The sequence below is a fragment of the Streptomyces sp. NPDC060194 genome, from assembly GCF_042728285.1.
In the GTDB taxonomy this organism is placed as follows: Bacteria; Actinomycetota; Actinomycetes; order Streptomycetales; family Streptomycetaceae; genus Streptomyces.
Window position 1 is genome coordinate 1 of sequence record NZ_JBHWZH010000033.1, and the last position, 21,843, is coordinate 21,843.

The window sequence follows — 21,843 nt, forward strand, 5'->3', positions numbered from 1 at the left end:
GGCTCCCGTCCCGCCGGTCACGGCCGCCCCCGGTGTGCCGGTACCGCCCGCCCCGGCGGCCCCCGCCACCGCCGCCTCCCCCGCCGCCACCGCGCCCGTCGTCAAGGCGATCGCCAAGAAGTCGGGCGCCCGGAAGAGCGCCGGGAAGACCGCGAAGACGGCGACGTCACCCCGTGCGAAGGCCGGGGCGCCGGCCGCCACAACCCCGGACGACGCTCTGCCCACCGGGCCCACCGGGCCCACCGGGCCCGCGCCCCGCAAGGTACCCGCCCGCAAGGCGACCGCGCGCAAGGCGCCCGCCCCCAAGACCCGCCCCGCGACCGCGCCCCCCGCCGCGCCCGCCCCCCGCGGCCTCGTCGGCCGCATCCCCGTCCTCGACGTCGCCCCCGCCGTCGCCGCCGGTCGCCGCCCGACCAAGGCCGTCCCGGGCGAGACGTTCGAGGTCTCCGCGACCGTCTTCCGCGAGGGCCACGACGCCGTCGCCGCGAACGTCGTCCTCACCGGCCCGGACGGCCGCACGCACCCCTGGGCGCCGATGCGCGAACTCGCCCCCGGCACCGACCGCTGGGGCGCGGACGTCACCCCCGACGCCGAGGGCGCGTGGACGTACCACGTCGAGGCGTGGAGCGACCCGGTCGCGACCTGGCGGCACCACGCGCACATCAAGATCCCCGCCGGGATCGACACCGACCTCGTGCTCGCCGAGGGCGCCGAGCTCTACGAGCGGGCCGCCGCCGGCGTCCCCGAGGACGCCGGCCGCGCCGCCGTCCTGGACGCGGTCACCGCCCTCCGCGACGACGACCGCCCGGCCACCGCCCGGCTCGCCGCCGCCCTCACCCCCGAGGTCGACGCGGCACTGGCCGCGCACCCGCTGCGCGAACTGGTCACCGCCTCCGACCCGCTGCCGCTCAGGGTCGAGCGCCGCCGGGCCCTCTACGGCTCCTGGTACGAGTTCTTCCCCCGCTCGGAGGGGGCCAGGGTGACCGAGTCCGGCGCCGTCCTCAGCGGCAGCTTCGCCACCGCCGCCGAGCGGCTGCCGGCCGTCGCCGCCATGGGCTTCGACGTGCTCTACCTGCCGCCGATCCACCCCATCGGCACCACGTGGCGCAAGGGCCCGAACAACACCCTCTCCCCCGGCCCCGACGACCCGGGCGTGCCGTGGGCGATCGGCTCGGAGGACGGCGGGCACGACGCGATCCACCCCGAGCTCGGCACCTTCGAGGACTTCGACGCGTTCGTCGCCCGCGCCCGCGACCTCGGCCTGGAGATCGCGCTGGACTTCGCGCTCCAGTGCTCCCCCGACCACCCCTGGGTCAAGGAGCACCCGGAGTGGTTCCACCAGCGGATCGACGGGACCATCGCGTACGCCGAGAACCCGCCGAAGAAGTACCAGGACATCTACCCCATCGCGTTCGACAGGGACTTCGAGGGGCTGGTCGCGGAGACCACCCGGGTCCTGCGGGTGTGGATGGACCACGGGGTGCGGATCTTCCGGGTGGACAACCCGCACACCAAGCCGGTGGCGTTCTGGGAGCGGGTCATCGGGGAGGTCAACCGCACCGACCCGGACGTGATCTTCCTGGCGGAGGCGTTCACCCGGCCCGCCATGATGCGGACGCTGGCGCAGATCGGCTTCCAGCAGTCGTACACGTACTTCACCTGGCGTAACGGCAAGGAGGAGCTCACCGACTACCTCACCGAGCTGTCGCGTGAGACGGGCTCGTACATGCGGCCCAACTTCTTCGTGAACACCCCCGACATCCTGCACGCGTACCTGCAGTACGGGGGCCGCCCGGCCTTCGAGGTGCGGGCCGTGCTCGCGGCGACGCTGTCGCCGACCTGGGGCGTGTACGCCGGGTACGAACTCTGCGAAAACACCCCGCTGCGGCCCGGCAGCGAGGAGTATCTGGACAGTGAGAAGTACCAACTACGGCCCCGCGACTGGGCCTCGGCCGAAGGAGAGGGCCGGACCATCGCGCCGCTGATCACCACGCTGAACCGGATCCGGCGGGACAACCCGGCGCTGCAGCAGCTGCGCCGGATCGACTTCCACCACGCCGACAACGACTCGGTCCTGGCGTACTCCAAGGCAGCCGGTCCGGCCCGGGCCGACGAAGAATCGAACACGGTTCTGGTGGTCGCGAATCTCGACCCCCACCACACCCAGGAGGCGACGGTCTCGTTGGACATGCCGCGGCTCGGCCTGGACTGGCACGAGACCGTCCCGGTGCGCGACGAGCTCACCGGCGAGACCTATCACTGGGGCAGGGCCAACTACGTGCGCCTCGATCCGGGGCACCGCCCCGCGCACGTCTTCCGCATCCTGCGACCGTCCTCACCGACCGGAGGGTCACCCACACCATGATCGTCAACGAGCCCGTGCAGGACCTCTTCGAGGACACCCCTGCCAAGGACCGCGACCCCGACTGGTTCAAGCGCGCCGTCTTCTACGAAGTCCTCGTCCGGTCCTTCCAGGACAGCAACGGCGACGGCGTCGGGGACCTGAAGGGCCTGACGGCCAAGCTGGACTACCTCCAGTGGCTGGGCATCGACTGCCTGTGGCTGCCGCCGTTCTTCAAGTCCCCCCTGCGGGACGGCGGTTACGACGTCTCGGACTACACGGCCGTGCTGCCGGAGTTCGGCGACCTGGCGGACTTCGTGGAGTTCGTCGACGCCGCGCACCAGCGCGGGATGCGCGTGATCATCGACTTCGTGATGAACCACACCAGCGACCAGCACGAGTGGTTCCAGCAGTCCCGGTCGGACCCCGACGGCCCCTACGGCGACTACTACGTCTGGGCCGACGACGACAAGCAGTACGAAGAGGCCCGGATCATCTTCGTCGACACCGAGGCGTCCAACTGGACCTTCGACCCGGTGCGCAAGCAGTACTACTGGCACCGCTTCTTCTCCCACCAGCCGGACCTCAACTACGAGAACCCGCGGGTGCAGGAGGAGATCCTCTCGGCGCTGAAGTTCTGGCTGGACCTCGGCATCGACGGCTTCCGCCTCGACGCGGTGCCGTACCTGTACCAGGAGGAGGGCACCAACTGCGAGAACCTCCCGCGCACCCACGAGTTCCTCAAGGTGGTGCGCAAGGAGATCGACGCGCACTACCCGGACACCGTGCTGCTCGCGGAGGCCAACCAGTGGCCCGAGGACGTCGTCGACTACTTCGGCGACTACGCCTCCGGCGGCGACGAGTGCCACATGGCGTTCCACTTCCCGGTCATGCCGCGCATCTTCATGGCGGTGCGCCGCGAGTCGCGCTACCCGGTCTCCGAGGTCCTCGCCAAGACCCCGGCGATCCCGGCCAGTTGCCAGTGGGGCATCTTCCTGCGCAACCACGACGAGCTGACGCTCGAGATGGTGACGGACGAAGAGCGCGACTACATGTACGCGGAGTACGCCAAGGACCCGCGGATGCGGGCCAACATCGGCATCCGCCGGCGGCTCGCCCCGCTGCTCGACAACGACCGCAACCAGATCGAGCTGTTCACCGCCCTGCTGCTCTCCCTGCCCGGTTCGCCGATCCTGTACTACGGCGACGAGATCGGCATGGGCGACAACATCTGGCTGGGCGACCGGGACGCGGTCCGCACCCCGATGCAGTGGACCCCGGACCGCAACGCCGGCTTCTCGTCCTCCGACCCCGGCCGGCTCTTCCTGCCGACGATCATGGACCCGGTCTACGGCTACCAGGTGACGAACGTCGAGGCGTCGATGACGTCCCCGGCCTCGCTGCTGCACTGGACCCGGCGCATGATCGAGATCCGGAAGCAGAACCCGGCCTTCGGGCTCGGCTCGTACACCGAGCTGCCGTCGTCGAACCCGGCCGTCCTCGCGTACCTGCGCGAGCTGCCGTCGACCAACGGCGGCGAGGACGACCTGGTGCTCTGCGTGAACAACTTCTCGCGGTTCCCGCAGCCCACCGAGCTGGACCTCAAGGCCTTCGAGGGGCGGCACCCGGTGGAGCTCATCGGCGGGGTGCGGTTCCCCGCGATCGGTGAACTCCCCTACCTGCTCACCCTCGCCGGCCACGGCTTCTACTGGTTCCGGCTCCGCAAGGACGGTGTCTGAGGCCCCGACGCGCACGCCGCCGGGAGCCGCCGGCGGCATCGCGCCACACCACGGCGTGGCGGTTTCGGCCGCCCCGCCGTGGGCACCAGTAGGTGCATCGCCGCCCGGGACCGCAGCGGGTCGACCCCGCCCGGTCCGAGGAGCTTCCCCACCCGCGCACGTCCCGCACCGCCGAACCACGAAGATCGCATTCCGGGACACTGCCGCACACGACGATGTGACGCGTGGTGTGATCCGGGGAAAGGACGCGAGACCATGCTGGAGGCATCCGCCCGGAGCCGTGCACTGCACCGACCGGGCCCGCCCGTGGTGGAGTCCCTCGATCCGCTGCTGCGCGCCTGGCTCCCCCGGCAGCGCTGGTTCGCCGGCAAGGGCCGGCCGATCACCGGATTCCGGCAGGTCGCCGCCACCGAGCTGCTCCCGCACACCACCGCGCCGGGGCTCCTGCACCTCCTGGTGGAGGTCGAGCCGGAGCCCGCCGACTGCTACCAGCTGCTCCTCGGCGTCACCCCCGCCGCCGCGCCCACCCTCCCGCCGCACCTGGCGCACGCGGTGATCGGTCGCGTCGACACCGGACCGCTGGCGGGCCTCACCGTCTACGAGGCGCTGCTCGACCCGCGGCTGACCGGTCTGCTCCTGGAGCGGCTGCGCACCCCCGGCTCCATCGGCACCCTGCGGTTCGGGCGCGACCTGCGCAGCGAGATACCCGACGGCCCCGACGCGGACACCGCCCCGCGCACGCTCGGCGCCGAACAGTCCAACTCGTCGATCGTGTACGGCGACTCCCTGATCCTGAAGTTCCTGCGCCGGGTCCAGCCCGGCATCAATCCCGACCTGGAGCTCCCGCTCGCGCTCGCCCGCGAGGGCTGCGCCCGGGTCCCCGCGCCGACCGCCTGGTTCACCCACGAGGCCGGCGACACCGGGCCCGACGACTCCTACACCCTCGGCGTCCTCCAGCCCTTCCTGCACGGCGCCGAGGACGGCTGGGAGCTGGCGCTGGACACCCTCGCCGCGGACGGCGACTTCCTCGCCGAGGCGCACGCGCTCGGCCGGGCCACCGCCGAGGTGCACACCGCGCTCGCCGCCGCGATGCCCGTGGTCACCCTCGGCCGCGCCCAACTGGAGCAGCTCGCGGAGGGCATGACCGAGCGCCTGGAGTCGACGGCCGCCGCCGTCCCCGCGCTGCAGCCGTACACGGACGCGCTGCGCGGCGCGTTCGAGGACGTCGGCCGGCTCGGCGCGGACGGCACCACCGCCGTCGCCCAGCGGGTCCACGGCGACCTGCACCTGGGGCAGTGCCTGCGCACCGGCCCCGGCCTGTGGTCGATCATCGACTTCGAGGGCGAGCCCGCCCGGCCGATCGCCGAGCGCCGGCTCCCCCAGCCCGCCGTCCGCGACGTCGCCGGCATGCTCCGCTCCTTCGACTACGCCGCCCGCTCGCACACCCCCTGGGCCCCGGACTGGGCCGCCCGCTGCCGCCGCGCCTACTGCGAGGGCTACGCGGAGTCCTCCGGCGACGACCCCCGCGACCAGCAGGTGCTGCTGCGGGCGTACGAGACGGACAAGGCGGTGTACGAGGTCCTGTACGAGGCCCGGCACCGGCCCGACTGGCTGACCGTCCCGATGGCGGCGATCCGGCGGCTCGCCGCGGCCGCCGAAACCAAGGAAACCGCACCTTCGAGGAGGCCCACCCCGTGACCGCGCGACGCCCCGACGTTCCCGAGCCCTTCCCGCACGACCCCGGCGCGGACGCGTCCGCGCCGCTCGGCGCGCCCCGGCCGGATCCGGCGGCGAGCGGCGGGCCGGGAGCCGACGTGACCGACCCCGACGCGGCGATACCGCAGCGCACGGCGGACCCGGCCGTCGACGTCCGGGCCGCGCCCGCGCTCTCCCGGGCCGAGCGCGAGCTGCTGCTCAGCGGCTCGCACCACTCCCCGCACGCGGTGCTCGGCGCGCACGACGTGCCCGGCGGCGTGCTCTTCCGCGCGCTGCGGCCCTACGCGCGGTCCGTCACCGCGTACGACCCCGCGGGGTCCTTCGAGGTCGAACTCCACGACGACGGCGACGGTTTCTTCTCCGCGCTCGCCCCGCTCGACACCGTGCCCGCCTACCGGCTGCGCGTCGGATACGACGGCGGCCCCGTCGAGACCGAGGACGCCTACCGCTTCCTGCCGTCGCTCGGCGAGCTCGACCTGCACCTGATCGCGGAGGGCCGCCACGAGGAGCTGTGGAAGGCGCTCGGCGCCGAGCCGATGACCCACCAGGGCGTCGAGGGCACCCGGTTCACGCTCTGGGCGCCCAACGCGCGCGGGGTGCGGGTCATCGGCACGTTCAACTTCTGGAACGGCATCGGCTTCCCGCTCCGCTCGCTCGGCTCCAGCGGCGTGTGGGAGCTGTTCGTGCCCGGCGTCGGCGAGGGCGAGCTGTACAAGTTCGAGATCACCCGCCCCGACGGCACCTTCACCCACCGCGCCGACCCGATGGCCCGCCGCGCCCAGCGGCCGCCGGAGACCGCCTCGGTGGTCTCCGTCTCGCGCCACGAGTGGCAGGACGGCGACTGGCTGGCCCGACGCGCCGAACGCCCGGCGCACGAGGCACCGTTCTCGGTCTACGAGGTCCATCTGCCGTCGTGGCGGCCCGGTTCGACCTACCGCGAGCTCGCCGACCGGCTTCCGGCGTACGTCGCCGATCTGGGCTTCACCCACGTCGAGTTGATGCCCGTCGCCGAGCACCCGTTCGGCGGGTCCTGGGGCTACCAGGTCACCGGCTTCTACGCGCCCACGTCCACGCTCGGTGCGCCCGACGACTTCAAGTACCTCGTCGACGCGCTGCACCGGGCGGGGATCGGCGTCATCATGGACTGGGTCCCGGCCCACTTCCCGCGCGACGCATGGGCGTTGGCCGAGTTCGACGGCCGGCCGCTCTACGAGCCGGCCGACCCGCTGCGGGCCTCGCACCCCGACTGGGGAACCCTCGAGTTCGACTTCGGGCGGGCGGAGGTGCGGAACTTCCTGGTCGCCAACGCGGTGTACTGGTGCGAGGAGTTCCACATCGACGGGCTGCGGGTCGACGCCGTCGCCTCGATGCTCTACCTCGACTACTCCCGCAAGGACGGGGAGTGGACGCCGAACGAGCACGGCGGGCGGGAGAACCTCGCGGCGGTCTCGTTCCTGCAGGAGATGAACGCGACCGTCTACCGGCGGGTGCCCGGCGTCGTCACGATCGCCGAGGAGTCCACCGCGTGGGACGGCGTCACGCGCGCCACCCACCACGTCGGCCCCGGCGGCTTCGGAGGGCTCGGGTTCGGGCTGAAGTGGAACATGGGGTGGATGCACGACTCGCTCGGCTACGTCGCCAAGGAGTCCGTGCACCGCAAGTACCACCACAACGACATGACGTTCTCGATGGTGTACGCGTACAGCGAGAACTACGTGCTGCCGATCTCGCACGACGAGGTGGTGCACGGCAAGAAGTCGCTCGTCATGAAGATGCCGGGCGACTGGTGGCAGCAGCGGGCCACGCTGCGGGCGTACCTCGGCTTCATGTGGGCCCACCCGGGCAAGCAACTCCTGTTCATGGGCTCGGAGTTCGCCCAGGGGACGGAGTGGTCGGAGGTCAAGGGGCCTGACTGGTGGGTCCTCGACCCCGGCTACCACGGGGCGGCGGACCACCGCGGCGTCCAGGACCTGGTCCGCGACCTGAACGCGGCGTACTCCGGCACGCCCGCGCTGTGGCAGCGCGACATCGACCCGGGCGGTTTCGCCTGGGTCGCGGGTGACGCGGCGGAGGACAACGTGTTCGCCTTCCTCCGCTTCTCCGCGGACGGCTCCCCCCTGCTCGCCGTCACCAACTTCGCGCCCGTCGTCCGCCACGACTACCGCCTCGGCGTTCCAGGCTTCGCCGCGTGGCAGGAGATCCTGAACACCGACGCCTCCCGCTACGGCGGCAGCAACGTCCTCAACCCCGACCCGGTGAAGTCCGAGCACACCCCGGCGCACGGCCACGCGTCGAGTGTGCAGCTCACCCTGCCCCCCCTCGCCACGATCTGGCTCCGCCCGGCGTAGACCTGCCCGCCGGCGGGTGGCCGGGGCGTTCCCGTCCCCGGCCACCCCTTCCCGCAGCAGCGGCCGGCACGGTGTCGGGCCGAGCGGCCCACGAGGCCCGAGAGACGGATTAGCGGGCGGGCGCGTCGGCGCGGGGGCGGGGCAGGTCCGCGTCGTCCCGACCGTCCGCGTCCGCAGGACCGTGCCCGTCCGCCGACAACGTCGCCTCGTCGAAGGGCAGCGCCCCGGAGAGCACCCGGTCGACACGCTCGCGGTCGATCTCCCTGGTCCACGTGCCGACGAGGACCGTCGCGACCGCGTTCCCCGCGAAGTTCGTGACGGCCCGCGCCTCGCTCATGAAGCGGTCGATGCCGACGATGAGGCCGACCCCGTCGACGAGTTCGGGCCGGTGGGACTGCAGCCCGCCCGCGAGGGTGGCGAGGCCCGCGCCGGTGACCCCCGCCGCCCCCTTGGACGCGACGATCATGAAGACGAGCAGCGAGACCTGCTCGCCGACCCCGAGCGGGTTCCCCATCGCCTCGGCGACGAAGAGGGACGCCATCGTCAGGTAGATCGCGGTGCCGTCGAGGTTGAACGAGTACCCGGTGGGGACCGTGATCCCGACGACCGGCTTGCTGACGCCGAGGTGCTCCATCTTGGCGATGAGGCGCGGCAGGGCCGTCTCGGAGGACGACGTCGAGACGATGAGCAGGAACTCCCGGCCGAGGTACTTCAGCAGGGACCACAGGTTCACGCCGGCGACCAACCGCAGCAGCGCCCCGAGGACGACGAAGACGAACAGCGCGCAGGTAACGTAGAAGCCGATCATGATGACGGCGAGGGACTTCAGCGCGTCGAGCCCCGTCTCCCCGACGACCGCCGCGATGGCGCCGAACGCGCCGATCGGCGCGGCCCACATGATCATGGCGAGGATGCGGAAGACGAGCCGCTGGAGGTGGCCGATGCCGCGCAGGACCGGCTCGCCGGCCGGCCCCATCGCCTGGAGGGCGAACCCGGCGAGCAGCGCGACGAGGAGGGTCTGGAGCACCTCGCCGCCGGTGAAGGCGGAGACGAGGGTGGTCGGGATGATCCCGAGCAGGAAGTCGGTGGTCGACTCGCTCGCCCCGTCCGCCTGCGCCGCGCCCTCGCCGCGCATCGACTCGCTGAGGTCGAGGCCCGCGCCCGGGTCGAGCAGGTTGCCCACCATCAGCCCGATGGCGAGGGCGACCGTGGACATCACCATGAAGTAGCCGAGCGCGAGCCCCCCGACCGCGCCGACCTTCGCCGCCTTGCGCACCGAGCCGACGCCGAGCACGAGCGTGCAGAAGATGATCGGGCTGATCATCATCTTGATCAGGTTCACGAAGCCGGTCCCGAGCGGCTTCAGCTCGACGGCGACGCCGGGCGCGGCGAACCCGACGACCACGCCGAGGACGACCGCGGCGATCACCGCGATGTACAGGTAGTGCGTACGGTCCCGGCGCGCGGGCTTCGCGGGTGGCGCCTCAGGGGGCGTCGGGTCGGACGGGGTGGCGGAGGTGGTGGCCACGGGCGGCTCCTTCCGGGGCGGGTCCCCGTCGGCGGTGACGGGGACCCGGTGACTATCCACCGGCCCGTGACGCCGGTCACGCTTGCGTACATAGAGTTCACGCCACCGGTTCCGCCGGATCGTGCCACCGCCCCCAGGCCCGGAGCCGGCGGGATCGCGGCCTCTCGCGCGGACGCGTGCCCCGTGCCGCGGTACGGGACACGCGGTGCCGCGGTGCGGGACACGCCCCCACTGCCGCCCCCCGCCCCACCGCACCGCACACTTGCGCCATGCGTGTCCCCGCCCTCCTGCCCCTCCCCCGGAGCCTCGCCGCGCGGTTGTTCGCCGTGCAGGTGGTGCTCGTCGCCGCGGTCGTCGCCGGGTGCGCGTTCTTCGCCTGGCTGACCGACCACAGGCAGGCGGAGGAGGCGGCGCTGCGGCAGGCGGCGGCGACCGCGCGGGCCGTGGCGCACTCGCCGTCCGTGCGGGAGGCGATCCGCGGGGACGACCCGTCCGCCGCGCTCCAGCCGTACGCGGAGCAGGTCCGCAGGGACACGGGCGTCGCGTTCGTCACGATCATGGACCCGGACGGCATCCGCTGGACCCACCCCGACCCGGAGCGGATAGGCGAGCCGTTCCTCGGCCACACCGCGACCGCCCTGCGCGACGGGTTCCTCTCCGAGACGTACACCGGCACGCTCGGCCCGTCGGTCCGGGTCGTCACGACCGTCACCGACGGCGGGAGGGTCGTCGGCCTGGTCAGCGCGGGGATCACCGTCGACCGCATCGACGCTCAGGTCCGGGGCCGGCTCTACGCCCTGACCGGCGTCGCCGCGGCGGCGATCGCCCTCGGCGGGCTCGGCACGTACGTCATCACCATGCGGCTGCGGCGGCAGACCCACGGCATGGACTCCAAGCAGCTCGCCCGGCTCTACGACTACCACCAGGCCGCGCTGCACGCGGTCCGGGAGGGGCTGCTGCTCCTCGACAACGGCCGCATCGCGCTCATCAACGACGCCGGGCGGGAGCTGCTCGGGCTCGGCGAGGACGCGGTCGGACGGCCGGTCGACGCGCTCGGGCTGCCCGACGGGCTGCGGGACGCGCTGCTCGCGGCCGGGCCCCGCGTCGACGAGCTCCACCTCACCGCGGACCGGGTGGTCGTCGTCAACACCGCCCCGCTCGGGCCCGGCGGAACCGTCGCCACCCTCCGCGACCACACCGAACTCCAGGCTTTGTCGGGCGAGTTGGACTCCGAGCGCGGGTTCTCCGAGGCGCTCAGGTCCCAGGCGCACGAGGCCGCGAACCGGCTCCACACCGTCGTCTCCCTCATCGAGCTGGGCCGCGCGGAGGAGGCGGTCGACTTCGCCACGGCGGAGCTGTCGCTCGCGCAGGACCTCACGGACCGGGTCGTCACGGCGGTCCGTGAGCCCGTCCTCGCCGCGCTGCTCCTCGGCAAGGCGGCCGTCGCGAACGAGCGCGGGGTCGAGCTCGTCGTCTCCGACGACAGCGGGCTCGACGACGTGGCCGTCGGGTCGCTCCCGGCGCGGGACCTCGTCACCGTGGTGGGGAACCTCGTCGACAACGCGGTCGACGCGGTGACGGGGGTGCGGGGCGGGCGGGTGACCGTCACCCTCCGCGCCGACGCGGGCGGCCTCGACGTCCGCGTCGCCGACAACGGCCCCGGCGTCCGTTCCGACGACCCCGAACTCCCCTTCACCCGCGGCTGGTCCACGAAGTCCCCCGGCCGCGGGCTCGGCCTCGCCCTCGTCCGCCAGGCGGTGGGGCGGGCGGGCGGGACGGTGTCCCTGACGGGAACGGGGGCGGCGGGGGCGGAGTTCGTGGTCCGCATCCCGGGGACCCGGCAGGAGCCCCGCACCGGGGCCGCGGGCTAGGTTGGGCGCCATGGCCGATCCGCCGCTCCGGACCCTCGTCGTCGAGGACGACCCCGTCGCCGCCGACGCCCACGCGCTGTACGTGAACCGCGTCGAGGGCTTCACCGTCACCGCCGTGGCGCACACCGCCGCGGACGCCCGGCGCGCGCTCGACCGGGCCGGCGTGGACCTCGTCCTGCTGGACCTCTACCTGCCGGACGGCCACGGCCTGCAGCTGATCCGCGGGATGCGCGCGGCCGGCCACCGCGCGGACGTGATCGCGGTGACGTCCGCGCGGGACCTGGCGATGGTGCGCGAGGGCGTCTCGCTGGGGATCGTGCAGTACGTGCTGAAGCCGTTCACGTTCGCGACCCTCCGCGACCGCCTGGAGCGGTACGCGGAGTTCCGGGGCGGCCCGGCGGGCGAGGCGGCGAGCCAGGACGAGGTGGACGAGGCGCTCGCGGCGCTGCGCACGCCGCGGCCGGCCGCCCTCCCGAAGGGCCTGAGCGCGCCGACGCTGCAAGCGGTGACGACCGCACTCCGCACCGCGGACGACGGCCTGACCGCGACGGAGGCGGGAGACCTCTGCGGGACGTCCCGGATCACGGCCCGCCGCTACCTGGAACACCTCGTGGACCAGGGCCGGGCGGACCGCAGCCCGCGCTACGGGCAGGTGGGCCGGCCGGAGCTGCACTACCGGTGGCGGCCGGCGTAGAACCCGCGCGGGCTCAGAAGACGGACTCCGCCTCGTCCATCCGGTGCCGCGGGACCGTCTTCAACTCGCTGACCGCGTCGGCGAGGGGCGCCATGACGATGTCGGTGCCCCGGAGCGCGGTCATGTGGCCGAAGTCCCCGCGGTGCGCGGCCTCCACCGCGTGCCACCCGAAGCGGGTGGCGAGCACCCGGTCGTACGCGGTCGGCGTGCCACCGCGCTGGACGTGCCCGAGGATGACCGGCTTGGACTCCTTGCCGAGGCGCCGCTCCAGCTCGCCGGCGAGCAGGTTGCCGATGCCGACGAACCGCTCGTGGCCGAACTGGTCGATCGCGCCGCGGGTGTACTCCATGGACCCGGCGGCGGGCTGCGCGCCCTCGGCGACGCAGACGATCGCGTGCCGCTTCCCCTGGGCGAAGCGCTCCTCGATCATCTTGACCAGCGCGTCGACCTCGAAGGGCCGCTCGGGCAGGCAGATCGCGTGCGCGCCGGCGGCCATGCCGGACTCCAGCGCGATCCACCCGGCGTGCCGGCCCATGACCTCGACGACCATGACCCGCTGGTGCGACTCGGCGGTGGTCTTGAGCCGGTCCATCGCCTCGGTGGCGACGCCCACGGCGGTGTCGAAGCCGAAGGTGCGGTCGGTGGCGGAGATGTCGTTGTCGATGGTCTTCGGCACGCCGACGACCGGCAGCCCCGCGTCGGCGAGCATCCGCGACGCGGTGAGCGTGCCCTCGCCGCCGATGGGGATGAGGACGTCGATGCCGAACTTGCGGGCGATGTCGGGCGCGTTCTCGGCGGCCTCGCGGAGCCGGGCGCGCTCCAGGCGGGCCGAGCCGAGGATGGTGCCGCCGCGGGCCAGGATGCCGCTGACCGCGTTCAGGTCCAGGGGGCGGTAGTGGCCGTCGAGCAGGCCCTTGAAGCCGTCCTCGAAGCCGATGACCTCGTCGTTGTGCCCGGCGACGGCGCGGTGCACGACCGAACGGATCACAGCGTTGAGGCCGGGACAGTCGCCGCCTGCGGTGAGGATTCCGATGCGCATCGTGCTGTGTCTCCTGCTCCTGTTGTGACTCCTGACCCGTCTCCAATCCTTGCACGACGGCACCCCACCGCGCGCACGCGACTACTCCGGGATGCAACGGGCGCTTTATCCAGCGACCGGGATACTGTCAAGAGGTACGGGGCATCCGCCGTGGTGATCTACGCCCCAGCGGCGCCCGCGGCGGGCCCGGCGGGCCGTCGGAAGACACCGATTTCGAGCAGGACGGAGAGCACGCGTGACGCGGAGCGTGTACGTGACCGGGATCGACCGGGGGGACGGCCGCCAGGTCGTCGAGCTGGGGGTGATGGAGCTCCTGACCCGGCAGGTGGACCGGGTGGGGGTGTTCCGCCCGCTCGTCCACGACGGCCCGGACCGGCTCTTCGACCTGCTGCGCGCCCGCTACCGGCTCTCCCAGGACCCGGCCACCGTCTACGGCATGGACTACGACGCGGCGAGCACCCTCCAGGCCGAGCAGGGCACCGACGAGCTGGTCTCGCAGCTCGTCCAGCGCTTCCACGCCGTCTCGCGCGCCTACGACGTCGTCCTCGTCCTCGGCACGGACTTCGCCGCCACCCAGCTCCCCGACGAGCTGACGCTCAACGCCCGGCTGGCGAACGAGTTCGGCGCGTCGGTGCTCGCGGTGGTCGGCGGGGCGAAGCAGAGCGCGGACTCGGTGCGCGCGGAGGCCCGCAACGCCTACCGCGCGTACGAGGCGCTCGGCTGCGACGTGGTCGCGCTCGCGGTGAACCGGGTGGCCCCGGAGGACCGCGACGCCATCGCCGAGCGGCTCGCCGAACGGCTGCCGGTGCCCGCGTACGTGCTGCCCGAGGACCCCGCGCTCGCCGCGCCGACGGTCTCGCAGATCGCGCACGCGCTCGGCGCGGAGGTGCTGCTCGGCGACGACTCGGGGCTCGCCAGGGACGCGCTGGACTTCGTCTTCGGCGGGGCGATGCTCCCCAACCTGCTCAAGGCGCTGACGCCCGGCTGCCTCGTCGTGACCCCCGGCGACCGCGCCGATCTGGTGGTGGGCGCGCTCGCCGCGCACAACGCCGGCACCCCGCCGCTCGCGGGCGTGCTCCTCACCCTCGACGAGCGGCCCGGCGACGAGATCCTGCGCCTCGCGGCCCGGCTCGCGCCCGGCACCCCCGTCCTCTCGGTCTCCGGCAACAGCTTCCCGACCGCGGCCCAGCTGTTCACCCTGGAGGGCAAGCTCAACGCGGCCACCCCGCGCAAGGCGGAGACCGCGCTCGGCCTGTTCGAGCGGTACGTCGACACCAAGCCGCTCGCCGACCGGATGGCGGTGGCCCGCTCCGGCCGGGTCACCCCGATGATGTTCGAGCACGAGCTCCTGGAGACCGCCCGCTCCGCCCGCCGCAAGGTGGTGCTGCCGGAGGGCACGGAGGAGCGCGTGCTGCACGCGGCGGAGGTGCTGCTGCGCCGGGACGTCTGCGACCTGGTGCTGCTCGGCGACGAGGACACCGTCCGCAAGCGGATCGCGGACCTCGGCCTCGCGCTGGACGGCGCGGAGATCGTCGACCCGGTCACGTCCCCGCTCCGCGACCGCTTCGCCACTCTGTACGCCGAGCTGCGCGCCCACAAGGGCGTCACCTACGAGCTGGCGTACGACGTCGTGGCGGACGTGTCGTACTTCGGCACGCTGATGGTGCAGGAGGGGCTTGCCGACGGGATGGTGTCCGGCGCGGTGCACTCCACCGCGGCGACCATCCGCCCGGCCTTCGAGATCATCAAGACGAAGCCGGACGCGGCGATCGTCTCGTCGGTCTTCTTCATGTGCCTGGCCGACCGGGTGCTCGTCTACGGCGACTGCGCGGTCAACCCGGACCCGGACGCCGAGCAGCTCGCCGACATCGCGATCCAGTCCGCGGCGACGGCGGCGCGGTTCGGCGTCGAGCCGCGGATCGCGATGCTGTCGTACTCGACCGGCACGTCCGGCTCCGGCGCCGACGTCGACAAGGTGCGGCGGGCGACGGAGCTGGTGCGCGAGCGCCGCCCGGACCTGAGGATCGAGGGGCCGATCCAGTACGACGCGGCCGTGGAGCCGTCCGTCGCGGCGACGAAGCTGCCGGACTCCGAGGTGGCCGGGCAGGCGACCGTGCTGATCTTCCCGGACCTCAACACCGGCAACAACACGTACAAGGCCGTCCAGCGCTCGGCGAACGCGGTGGCGGTCGGCCCGGTGCTCCAGGGCCTGCGGAAGCCGGTGAACGACCTGTCCCGCGGGGCACTCGTCCAGGACATCGTCAACACGGTGGCGATCACCGCGATCCAGGGGCAGGACTGAGCCGATGCCGTTCCGCAAGGTGAACCCGCCGGACACGGACCGGACCGCGCCCGGGCCCGGTGCGCCCCTCGGACCCGGGGCGTCCCGCGGCTCCGGCCCGTCGTCGCCGTCGCAGGGCGAGCCCGAGCCGCCCCCCGGCCCGGCCTCGTCCCCCCACCCCGCCCCCTCCCCCACAGAAGGTGCCCACCCCGTGTCAGCCTCCCGCGTCCTCGTCCTCAACTCCGGCTCGTCGTCGGTCAAGTACCAGCTCCTGGACATGCGGGACGGCTCGCGGCTGGCCGTCGGCCTGGTCGAGCGGATCGGCGAGCGGACCTCGCGGCTCGCGCACGCGCCGCTGACCGGCGGCGAGAAGCGCGAGCGCCTGGAGGCGTTCGCCGACCACGGCGAGGCGCTGAAGGCGGTCGCCGAGGAGCTGGACCGGGACGGGCTCGGCCTGGACTCCCCCGACCTGCTCGCGGTCGGCCACCGCGTCGTCCACGGCGGCACCCGCTTCACCGAGCCGACCGTCGTCACCGACGAGGTGCTCGACGCGATCGAGGAGCTCGTCCCGCTCGCCCCGCTGCACAACCCGGCGAACGTCACCGGCATCCGCACCGCCCGCGAGCTGCGCCCCGACCTGCCGCAGGTCGCCGTCTTCGACACCGCGTTCCACTCGACGATGCCGGAGCACGCCGCCCGGTACGCGATCGACAAGGCCACGGCCGACGCGTTGGACATCCGCCGCTACGGCTTCCACGGCACCTCGCACGCGTACGTCTCGCGCACGGCGGCCGAGCTGCTCGGCAGGCCCGTCGAGGACGTCAACGTGATCGTGCTGCACCTGGGCAACGGGGCCTCGGCGTCCGCGGTCCGCGGCGGGGTCTGCGAGGACACCTCCATGGGGCTCACCCCGCTGGAGGGGCTCGTGATGGGGACCCGCTCGGGCGACCTCGACCCGGCGGTGCTGCTGCACCTGGCCCGGGTGGGCAGGAAGTCCGCCGACCAGATCGACGAGCTGCTGAACAAGAAGAGCGGCCTGGTGGGGCTGTGCGGCGAGAACGACATGCGGGAGATCCGCCGCCGGATCGACGAGGGCGACGCGGAGGCGCAGCTCGCCTTCGACGTCTACATCCACCGGCTGAAGAAGTACATCGGCGCCTACTCCGCGGTCCTCGGCCGGGTGGACGCGGTGGTGTTCACCGCCGGCGTCGGCGAGAACGCGGCGCCCGTGCGCGAGGCGGCCGTGCGGGGTCTGGAGGAGCTGGGGCTCGCGATCGACGCCGACCTCAACGCGGTCCGCTCCGACGCCCCCCGGCTTGTCTCGCCGGAGTACGCGCGGGTCGCCGTCGCCGTGGTGCCGACGGACGAGGAACTGGAGATCGCGCGCCAGGTGCACGCCCTGGTGCGCGCATGAGCGGGTCCCCGGCCGTGCGCGCCCGGACGACCGCCCGGTTTGCCGCCCTTCTCCTCTGTCGAGGCGTCCAACTGAGCGAGAGCCCGCACATTTGTAGGTTCCACCAGACGGAATATTCGCTTCCGAAACAAACCCGATAGGATCGCTCGCATGCGCCGTTCGAAAATCGTCTGTACCCTCGGCCCCGCCGTCGACTCGCACGAGCAGCTCGTCGCGCTGATCGAGGCCGGCATGAGCGTGGCCCGCTTCAACTTCAGCCACGGCACCCACGAGGAGCACCAGGGCCGGTACGACCGGGTCCGCAAGGCCGCCGCGGAGACCGGCCGCGCGGTGGGTGTGCTCGCCGACCTCCAGGGCCCGAAGATCCGCCTCGCGAAGTTCGCCGAGGGCCCCGTCGAGCTGGTCCGCGGGGACGAGTTCACCATCACCGCCGAGGACGTCCCCGGCGACAAGTCGATCTGCGGCACGACCTACAAGGGCCTGCCCGGCGACGTCTCCAAGGGCGACCCGATCCTGATCAACGACGGCAACGTCGAGCTCAAGGTCGTCGAGGTCGACGGGCCGCGGGTGAAGTCCATCGTCATCGAGGGCGGTGTCATCTCCGACCACAAGGGCATCAACCTGCCCGGCGCGGCGGTCAACGTGCCCGCGCTGTCCGAGAAGGACGTCGAGGACCTGCGGTTCGCGCTGCGGATGGGCTGCGACCTGGTCGCGCTGTCCTTCGTCCGCGACGCCGAGGACGTCAAGGACGTGCACAAGGTGATGGACGAGGAGGGCCGCCGGGTCCCCGTCATCGCCAAGGTGGAGAAGCCGCAGGCCGTCGAGCACATGGAGGGCGTCGTCATGGCGTTCGACGGTGTGATGGTGGCGCGCGGCGACCTGGCCGTCGAGTACCCGCTCGAGAAGGTCCCGATGGTGCAGAAGCGCCTCATCGAGCTGTGCCGGCGCAACGCGAAGCCGGTGATCGTGGCGACCCAGATGATGGAGTCGATGATCACCAACTCGCGTCCGACGCGCGCCGAGGCCTCCGACGTCGCCAACGCGATCCTGGACGGGGCGGACGCGGTCATGCTGTCCGCGGAGTCCAGCGTCGGGCAGTACCCGATCGAGACCGTGAAGACGATGTCCCGCATCGTCGAGGCGGCCGAGGAGGAGCTGCTGTCCAAGGGCCTGCAGCCGCTGGTGCCGGGCAAGAAGCCGCGCACGCAGGGCGGTTCGGTCGCCCGCGCGGCCTGCGAGATCGCCGACTTCCTCGGCGGCAAGGCGCTCGTCGCCTTCTCCAAGTCCGGCGACACCGCGCGCCGGCTCTCCCGCTACCGCACCGCGCAGCCGATCCTCGCCTTCACCACCGAGGAGTCCACCCGCAACCAGCTCGCCCTGAGCTGGGGCGTCGAGTCCTTCGTCGTCCCGCACGTCGACAACACCGACGCCATGGTCGACCTCGTCGACGCGGAGCTCCTGAAGCTCCAGCGCTACAACGACGGCGACACCATGGTCATCACCGCCGGCTCGCCCCCCGGCGTCCCCGGCACGACCAACATGGTCCGCGTCCACCACCTCGGCGGCGAATCCGCGTAACCCGCCCGCCCCGACGGCCCGCCCTCCTGCCGACAGGAGGGCGGGCCGTCGCCGTTCGCCTGCTGGGCACAGCCCGGCGCGAGCCGCGCCTCCTCAGCGGAGCCGCAAAGAACTCCAGCCCGGCCGGCGTTCGAGGCCGCGCGGGCGGAGCCCGTGCATCCGCGGCGGAGCCGCGAACGGGGGGCTCAGGTGCGTTTCGTGACGCCGCAGTCGCCATCGACGACCTCGTCCATCGACGCGTCGCGGTCGTACGCGTCCTCCGGCGCGCCGGTGGGCTGCCGGTCCTGCGGGGCGAAGGGGTGCAGGAAGCCGTCGCCCGCGTCGCAGACGGAGTTGAACGTGCTGGACTTCATCTCGGCCACGTACACCGTGCCCGGAGTGGTGCGGAAGCCGTCGCCGTACAGGCGGGTGACGAGGAGGCGCCGCACGACGACCCGTTCGATCTCCCCGGACCCGCCCTCGGCCCGCACCACCGGGTAGACGAAGGTGTAGTCGGCCCGGACGTCCACCCCGCCGTCGGTGTTCCGCTCGAAGGACATCGCGCCCTTCGTCCGCACGACGTCGCCCACCAGCCGCACCTCGGCCGGATCGAAGCGCGAGGCGTAGGAGAGCGGGTCGTCCTTGAGCGACGGCGCGCGGAACGCGCCCTGGATGCGCTCGCGCTCCGTCGTCTGCAGCGGGTCGACCCGCCCGATCAGCCGCTCCGGGCGCGCCGCGCCGACGAGGACGGCCGGTTCGAGGTTGCCGTCGATGAGCATCTCGCGCGTCGCCCGCAGCGCCGAGGCGACCTCCTCGGCGCTGAGATCGCCGACCGCCTTCGCCCGCGGCGGCACGATGCCTGCCGCCCCGTCCGCGTAGTCCGCCGCGGGCGTGCCGCGGAAGGGGTCGTCCGGGGTCGGGGCGTCGGGGTCCACCTCCTGGGGCGCGACAGGCGCGGCGGACGGGGACGGCCGGTCGTCGCCGAGCGTCAGGCTCTCCGGGCCCGCGGGCCCGAGGGCGAGCACGGCCAGACCGGCCACCGCGGCCGCCCCCGCCAGGACCCACAGCAGGCGACGCCGCCCTCGGCGGCGCGCGGGCGCCGGGCCGTCGGGGTGGGCCCGCCAGCCGGCCGGGCGGATCCCCGCGGCGTCCTCCCGCCGCAGCCGCTCGGTGACCATCCGCGCCCGCGCGGACGGCTCGGCGGGCGCGCCCGTCCGGTGGTCGGCCTCCGCCTCGCGCAGGAAGCGCGCCCACTCCTCGTCGGGGATGGACGAACCGCCGTCCTGCTCCCGGGACTTATCGGCCACGACGGCCCCCCTGTGCTCCGTTGCCACCGCACGTCCGTCGCGCGCGACGTCACAGAGTAGCTGCACGGTACACCGGGGCCGCGCTCAGCCCGTGAAGGAGTTCCGCAGCCCCGGGACCTTCAACGTCCCCCCGAACTGCGCCGCTTGGGTCACCTTGGCGTCGGTGAAGAAGGCGAAGGGCACGTTGAGCGGCGGCGGGGTCGCCGGGCTGAACGTGACGGGGACGATGCCGAAGAGGTTCCCCTTCAGCTCCTCCGTGTACATGGTCACCGTCCCGCCGCGGATCGTCGACGTCGAGCCCGCGCGCGCGGTGACGTGCCCGGTCCGCCCCCCGCCGCCCGGACCGACCGTCAGCTGGTGCAGGTCCTTGATGTCGGTCTCCTCCGCGGTGAACTTCAGGACCTTCTTCACCCTCCCGGTGGACGTCCTGACCTCGACGATCCCGTGGTAGTCGAGCCCCCGCAGGGTGAGCAGCGAACTCTCCAGCTTCCAGGGCTCGTCGGGCAGCGGCGGGACGCCCGGTTCGAGGTCGGCCGCGGCCAGCGCCTCGGGGTCGGCCTCGGGGCAGGGGAAGCGCGGCTTGCCGTCGGGGCCGGTGGGGGTGTCCGCCGGGTCGCCGGTCTCGTCCTTCGGGGTGCGGACGGTGTCCTTGACGTCGTCGGCGAGCTCCTCGGTGCGGGAGCTGACGAGGCCGGCGGCGGCCTCGACGGCGTCCTTCACGGGGTCGTCGGGCCGGCCCCCGGACCCGCCGGCCTCCGCGGGGGAATCCTCGGCCTGCGCGGACGGGCCCGGGGCGGACGGCGACGGCTCGGGGGGCCGCGACTCCTCGTCGTCGGGGCCGTCGAAGAGGTCCTTGAGGGCGGGGCCGACGCCGAGCGGGTCGAGCGGGTGCCGGGACTCCTCGGGCTCGGGTTCCCGCGCGTCCTGCACCCCCTGCGTCGCGGACGGTTCGGGATGGCCGGGCCGCGTCGAGGCGTCCGGGGCCGGGGTGGCGGACCCCTCGCCGGGCTCGGCGGGCGGCTGCTCCGACGCGCCGGCCGCCTCCTTCGCCGCCCTCTCCGCCGCCGCCTCCTCCCTCTTCTCCGCCGCCTCCCTCCGCGCCTCCTCCTCCGCCGCGTCCTCCCGCGTCACGCAGGGCCCGGCCGAGAACGGCACGTCGGCGTCGTCGGCGAGGGCGGGCTCGGGGACGAGGACCGTGCCGACGATGACGGCGGTGGGCATGGCGGCCAGGGCCATCACCTTGCCCGCGGGACGGTGCAGCCGGTGCAGCAGGGATCTGCGGGGCGCCGCGTGCCGCGGCCCCGTCCGCGGCCCGTCGCCCGCGGGCCGGGTCGCCTCCTCAGGCGGCACGGTGCCTCCCGCCGCCCACGGCCGGCTCCGGGAACCCGTACGGCTCGGCCTCGTCGGCCGTCCGCCGCTCGCCGGCCGGCTCCCCCGGGGCCCACGCCGTACCCATCGCGCCGCCGACCATCGCGAGCAGGAAGCCGACCATGAACCCGCCGAGGTTGGACACCGGGATCGAGACCAGCGCGAGCAGGATCGCGGCGACGCCCGCGAAGACGCGCACCGCGGCCTGGAACCACATCGTCAGGCCGAGGGTGATCAGCAGCACCCCGATGATCAGCGAGCCCGCGCCGGCCGTGGTGGCCATGGCGAGCGTCATGTTGCCGAGCTGGATGTTGACGTACGGCAGGAGGGCGATCGGCACCCCGCCGGCCAGGGTGAGCAGGCCGGCCCAGAACGGGCGGGCGCCGCGCCAGTCGCGGAACCGCAGCCGCCAGTGGTGGAATCGCCCGCTGATGCCCGGAGTCTCGGCGTTCATGGAAAACAGCTCCCTGGGACTGACGTCGTGCTGAGGGTGGTGGGGAGGACGGCCGGGGGCGGGGGCCCCCCCCCGGGGGGGGGGGGCGCCCCCCCGCGGGGGGGGCGGGAGAAACACACCAAGTTAGGGTGGGTGGCGAGCTTAATTCGAAGAACCCTGTTGGTGTAAGTGCCCCCCGCGGTGGCC

Annotated in this window: 14 protein-coding genes; 9 read left to right on the forward strand and 5 right to left on the reverse strand. The window is 73.4% G+C overall.

Features of this window, described 5'->3' with window-relative positions; all coding sequences use genetic code 11:
- Positions 1 to 364 precede the first annotated feature (364 nt).
- From ACFWEG_RS10075 to glgB, 4 genes are all read left to right on the forward strand, one after another.
- The gene (locus ACFWEG_RS10075; RefSeq protein WP_387211710.1) at positions 365 to 2,365 is read left to right on the forward strand and encodes a maltotransferase domain-containing protein; all 2,001 of its coding nucleotides are present in this window, start codon (positions 365 to 367) and stop codon (positions 2,363 to 2,365) included.
- Complete coding sequence (gene treS, locus ACFWEG_RS10080; RefSeq protein WP_387211595.1) at positions 2,362 to 4,080, forward strand: maltose alpha-D-glucosyltransferase; 1,719 nt, start codon at positions 2,362 to 2,364, stop codon at positions 4,078 to 4,080. The genes ACFWEG_RS10075 and treS overlap by 4 nt, the downstream gene beginning before the upstream one ends.
- Before the next feature lie 255 nt (positions 4,081 to 4,335).
- The gene (locus tag ACFWEG_RS10085; RefSeq protein ID WP_387211598.1) at positions 4,336 to 5,778 is read left to right on the forward strand and encodes a maltokinase; all 1,443 of its coding nucleotides are present in this window, start codon (positions 4,336 to 4,338) and stop codon (positions 5,776 to 5,778) included.
- On the forward strand, positions 5,775 to 8,144 hold the full coding sequence (gene glgB, locus ACFWEG_RS10090) for a 1,4-alpha-glucan branching enzyme (RefSeq protein WP_387211601.1): 2,370 nt from the start codon (positions 5,775 to 5,777) through the stop codon (positions 8,142 to 8,144). Before ACFWEG_RS10085 ends, glgB begins: the two co-directional genes overlap by 4 nt.
- A 109-nt stretch (positions 8,145 to 8,253) precedes the next feature.
- Here the strand turns inward: glgB and ACFWEG_RS10095 are convergent, their stop codons facing one another.
- Positions 8,254 to 9,672, reverse strand: a complete 1,419-nt coding sequence (locus ACFWEG_RS10095; protein ID WP_387211604.1) for a cation:dicarboxylate symporter family transporter — start codon at positions 9,670 to 9,672, stop codon at positions 8,254 to 8,256.
- Between the two features lie 269 nt (positions 9,673 to 9,941).
- Between ACFWEG_RS10095 and ACFWEG_RS10100 the strand changes: the two genes are divergently transcribed.
- Positions 9,942 to 11,543: an ATP-binding protein gene (locus ACFWEG_RS10100; RefSeq protein WP_387211607.1), complete on the forward strand. Its 1,602-nt coding sequence runs from the start codon at positions 9,942 to 9,944 to the stop codon at positions 11,541 to 11,543.
- A 10-nt stretch (positions 11,544 to 11,553) separates the two neighbouring features.
- On the forward strand, positions 11,554 to 12,237 hold the full coding sequence (locus ACFWEG_RS10105; RefSeq protein WP_387211610.1) for a response regulator: 684 nt from the start codon (positions 11,554 to 11,556) through the stop codon (positions 12,235 to 12,237).
- A gap of 13 nt (positions 12,238 to 12,250) precedes the next feature.
- Here ACFWEG_RS10105 and ACFWEG_RS10110 read toward each other — a convergent pair whose 3' ends face one another.
- Positions 12,251 to 13,276 (reverse strand): ATP-dependent 6-phosphofructokinase, encoded by a 1,026-nt coding sequence (locus ACFWEG_RS10110; protein ID WP_387211614.1) that lies wholly within the window; start codon positions 13,274 to 13,276, stop codon positions 12,251 to 12,253.
- Between the two features lie 235 nt (positions 13,277 to 13,511).
- On the opposite strand from ACFWEG_RS10110, the gene pta reads away from it, so the two are divergent.
- The 3 genes from pta to pyk all read left to right on the forward strand — a co-directional run bounded on the left by pta (position 13,512) and on the right by pyk (position 18,549).
- Positions 13,512 to 15,578, forward strand: coding sequence for a phosphate acetyltransferase (gene pta / locus ACFWEG_RS10115; RefSeq protein WP_387211616.1), 2,067 nt, complete (start codon positions 13,512 to 13,514; stop codon positions 15,576 to 15,578).
- A 190-nt stretch (positions 15,579 to 15,768) separates the two neighbouring features.
- Positions 15,769 to 16,971, forward strand: coding sequence for an acetate kinase (locus tag ACFWEG_RS10120; RefSeq protein ID WP_387211619.1), 1,203 nt, complete (start codon positions 15,769 to 15,771; stop codon positions 16,969 to 16,971).
- Between the two features lie 150 nt (positions 16,972 to 17,121).
- Positions 17,122 to 18,549: a pyruvate kinase gene (pyk, locus tag ACFWEG_RS10125; protein WP_387211622.1), complete on the forward strand. Its 1,428-nt coding sequence runs from the start codon at positions 17,122 to 17,124 to the stop codon at positions 18,547 to 18,549.
- Positions 18,550 to 18,734: 185 nt separating this feature from the next.
- Here pyk and ACFWEG_RS10130 read toward each other — a convergent pair whose 3' ends face one another.
- The 3 genes from ACFWEG_RS10130 to ACFWEG_RS10140 form a co-directional block, all read right to left on the reverse strand.
- Positions 18,735 to 19,835 (reverse strand): hypothetical protein, encoded by a 1,101-nt coding sequence (locus ACFWEG_RS10130; RefSeq protein WP_387211625.1) that lies wholly within the window; start codon positions 19,833 to 19,835, stop codon positions 18,735 to 18,737.
- An 84-nt stretch (positions 19,836 to 19,919) separates the two neighbouring features.
- Positions 19,920 to 21,185 carry a hypothetical protein gene (locus ACFWEG_RS10135; RefSeq protein ID WP_387211627.1) on the reverse strand — a complete coding sequence of 422 codons (1,266 nt, stop codon included), beginning with the start codon at positions 21,183 to 21,185 and terminating at the stop codon, positions 19,920 to 19,922.
- The gene (locus tag ACFWEG_RS10140; protein WP_387211630.1) at positions 21,175 to 21,657 is read right to left on the reverse strand and encodes a DUF6114 domain-containing protein; all 483 of its coding nucleotides are present in this window, start codon (positions 21,655 to 21,657) and stop codon (positions 21,175 to 21,177) included. The genes ACFWEG_RS10135 and ACFWEG_RS10140 overlap by 11 nt, the downstream gene beginning before the upstream one ends.
- Positions 21,658 to 21,843 lie beyond the last annotated feature (186 nt).

Bases quoted from the DNA above. Each gene is read 5' to 3' on its own strand.
- ACFWEG_RS10085 (WP_387211598.1), top strand. From the start codon at position 4,336: ATGCTGGAGGCATCCGCCCGGAGCCGTGCACTGCACCGACCGGGCCCG.
- treS (WP_387211595.1), top strand. From the start codon at position 2,362: ATGATCGTCAACGAGCCCGTGCAGGACCTCTTCGAGGACACCCCTGCC.
- ACFWEG_RS10100 (WP_387211607.1), top strand. From the start codon at position 9,942: ATGCGTGTCCCCGCCCTCCTGCCCCTCCCCCGGAGCCTCGCCGCGCGG.
- pyk (WP_387211622.1), top strand. From the start codon at position 17,122: ATGCGCCGTTCGAAAATCGTCTGTACCCTCGGCCCCGCCGTCGACTCG.
- ACFWEG_RS10140 (WP_387211630.1), bottom strand. From the start codon at position 21,657: ATGAACGCCGAGACTCCGGGCATCAGCGGGCGATTCCACCACTGGCGG.
- ACFWEG_RS10105 (WP_387211610.1), top strand. From the start codon at position 11,554: ATGGCCGATCCGCCGCTCCGGACCCTCGTCGTCGAGGACGACCCCGTC.
- ACFWEG_RS10110 (WP_387211614.1), bottom strand. From the start codon at position 13,276: ATGCGCATCGGAATCCTCACCGCAGGCGGCGACTGTCCCGGCCTCAAC.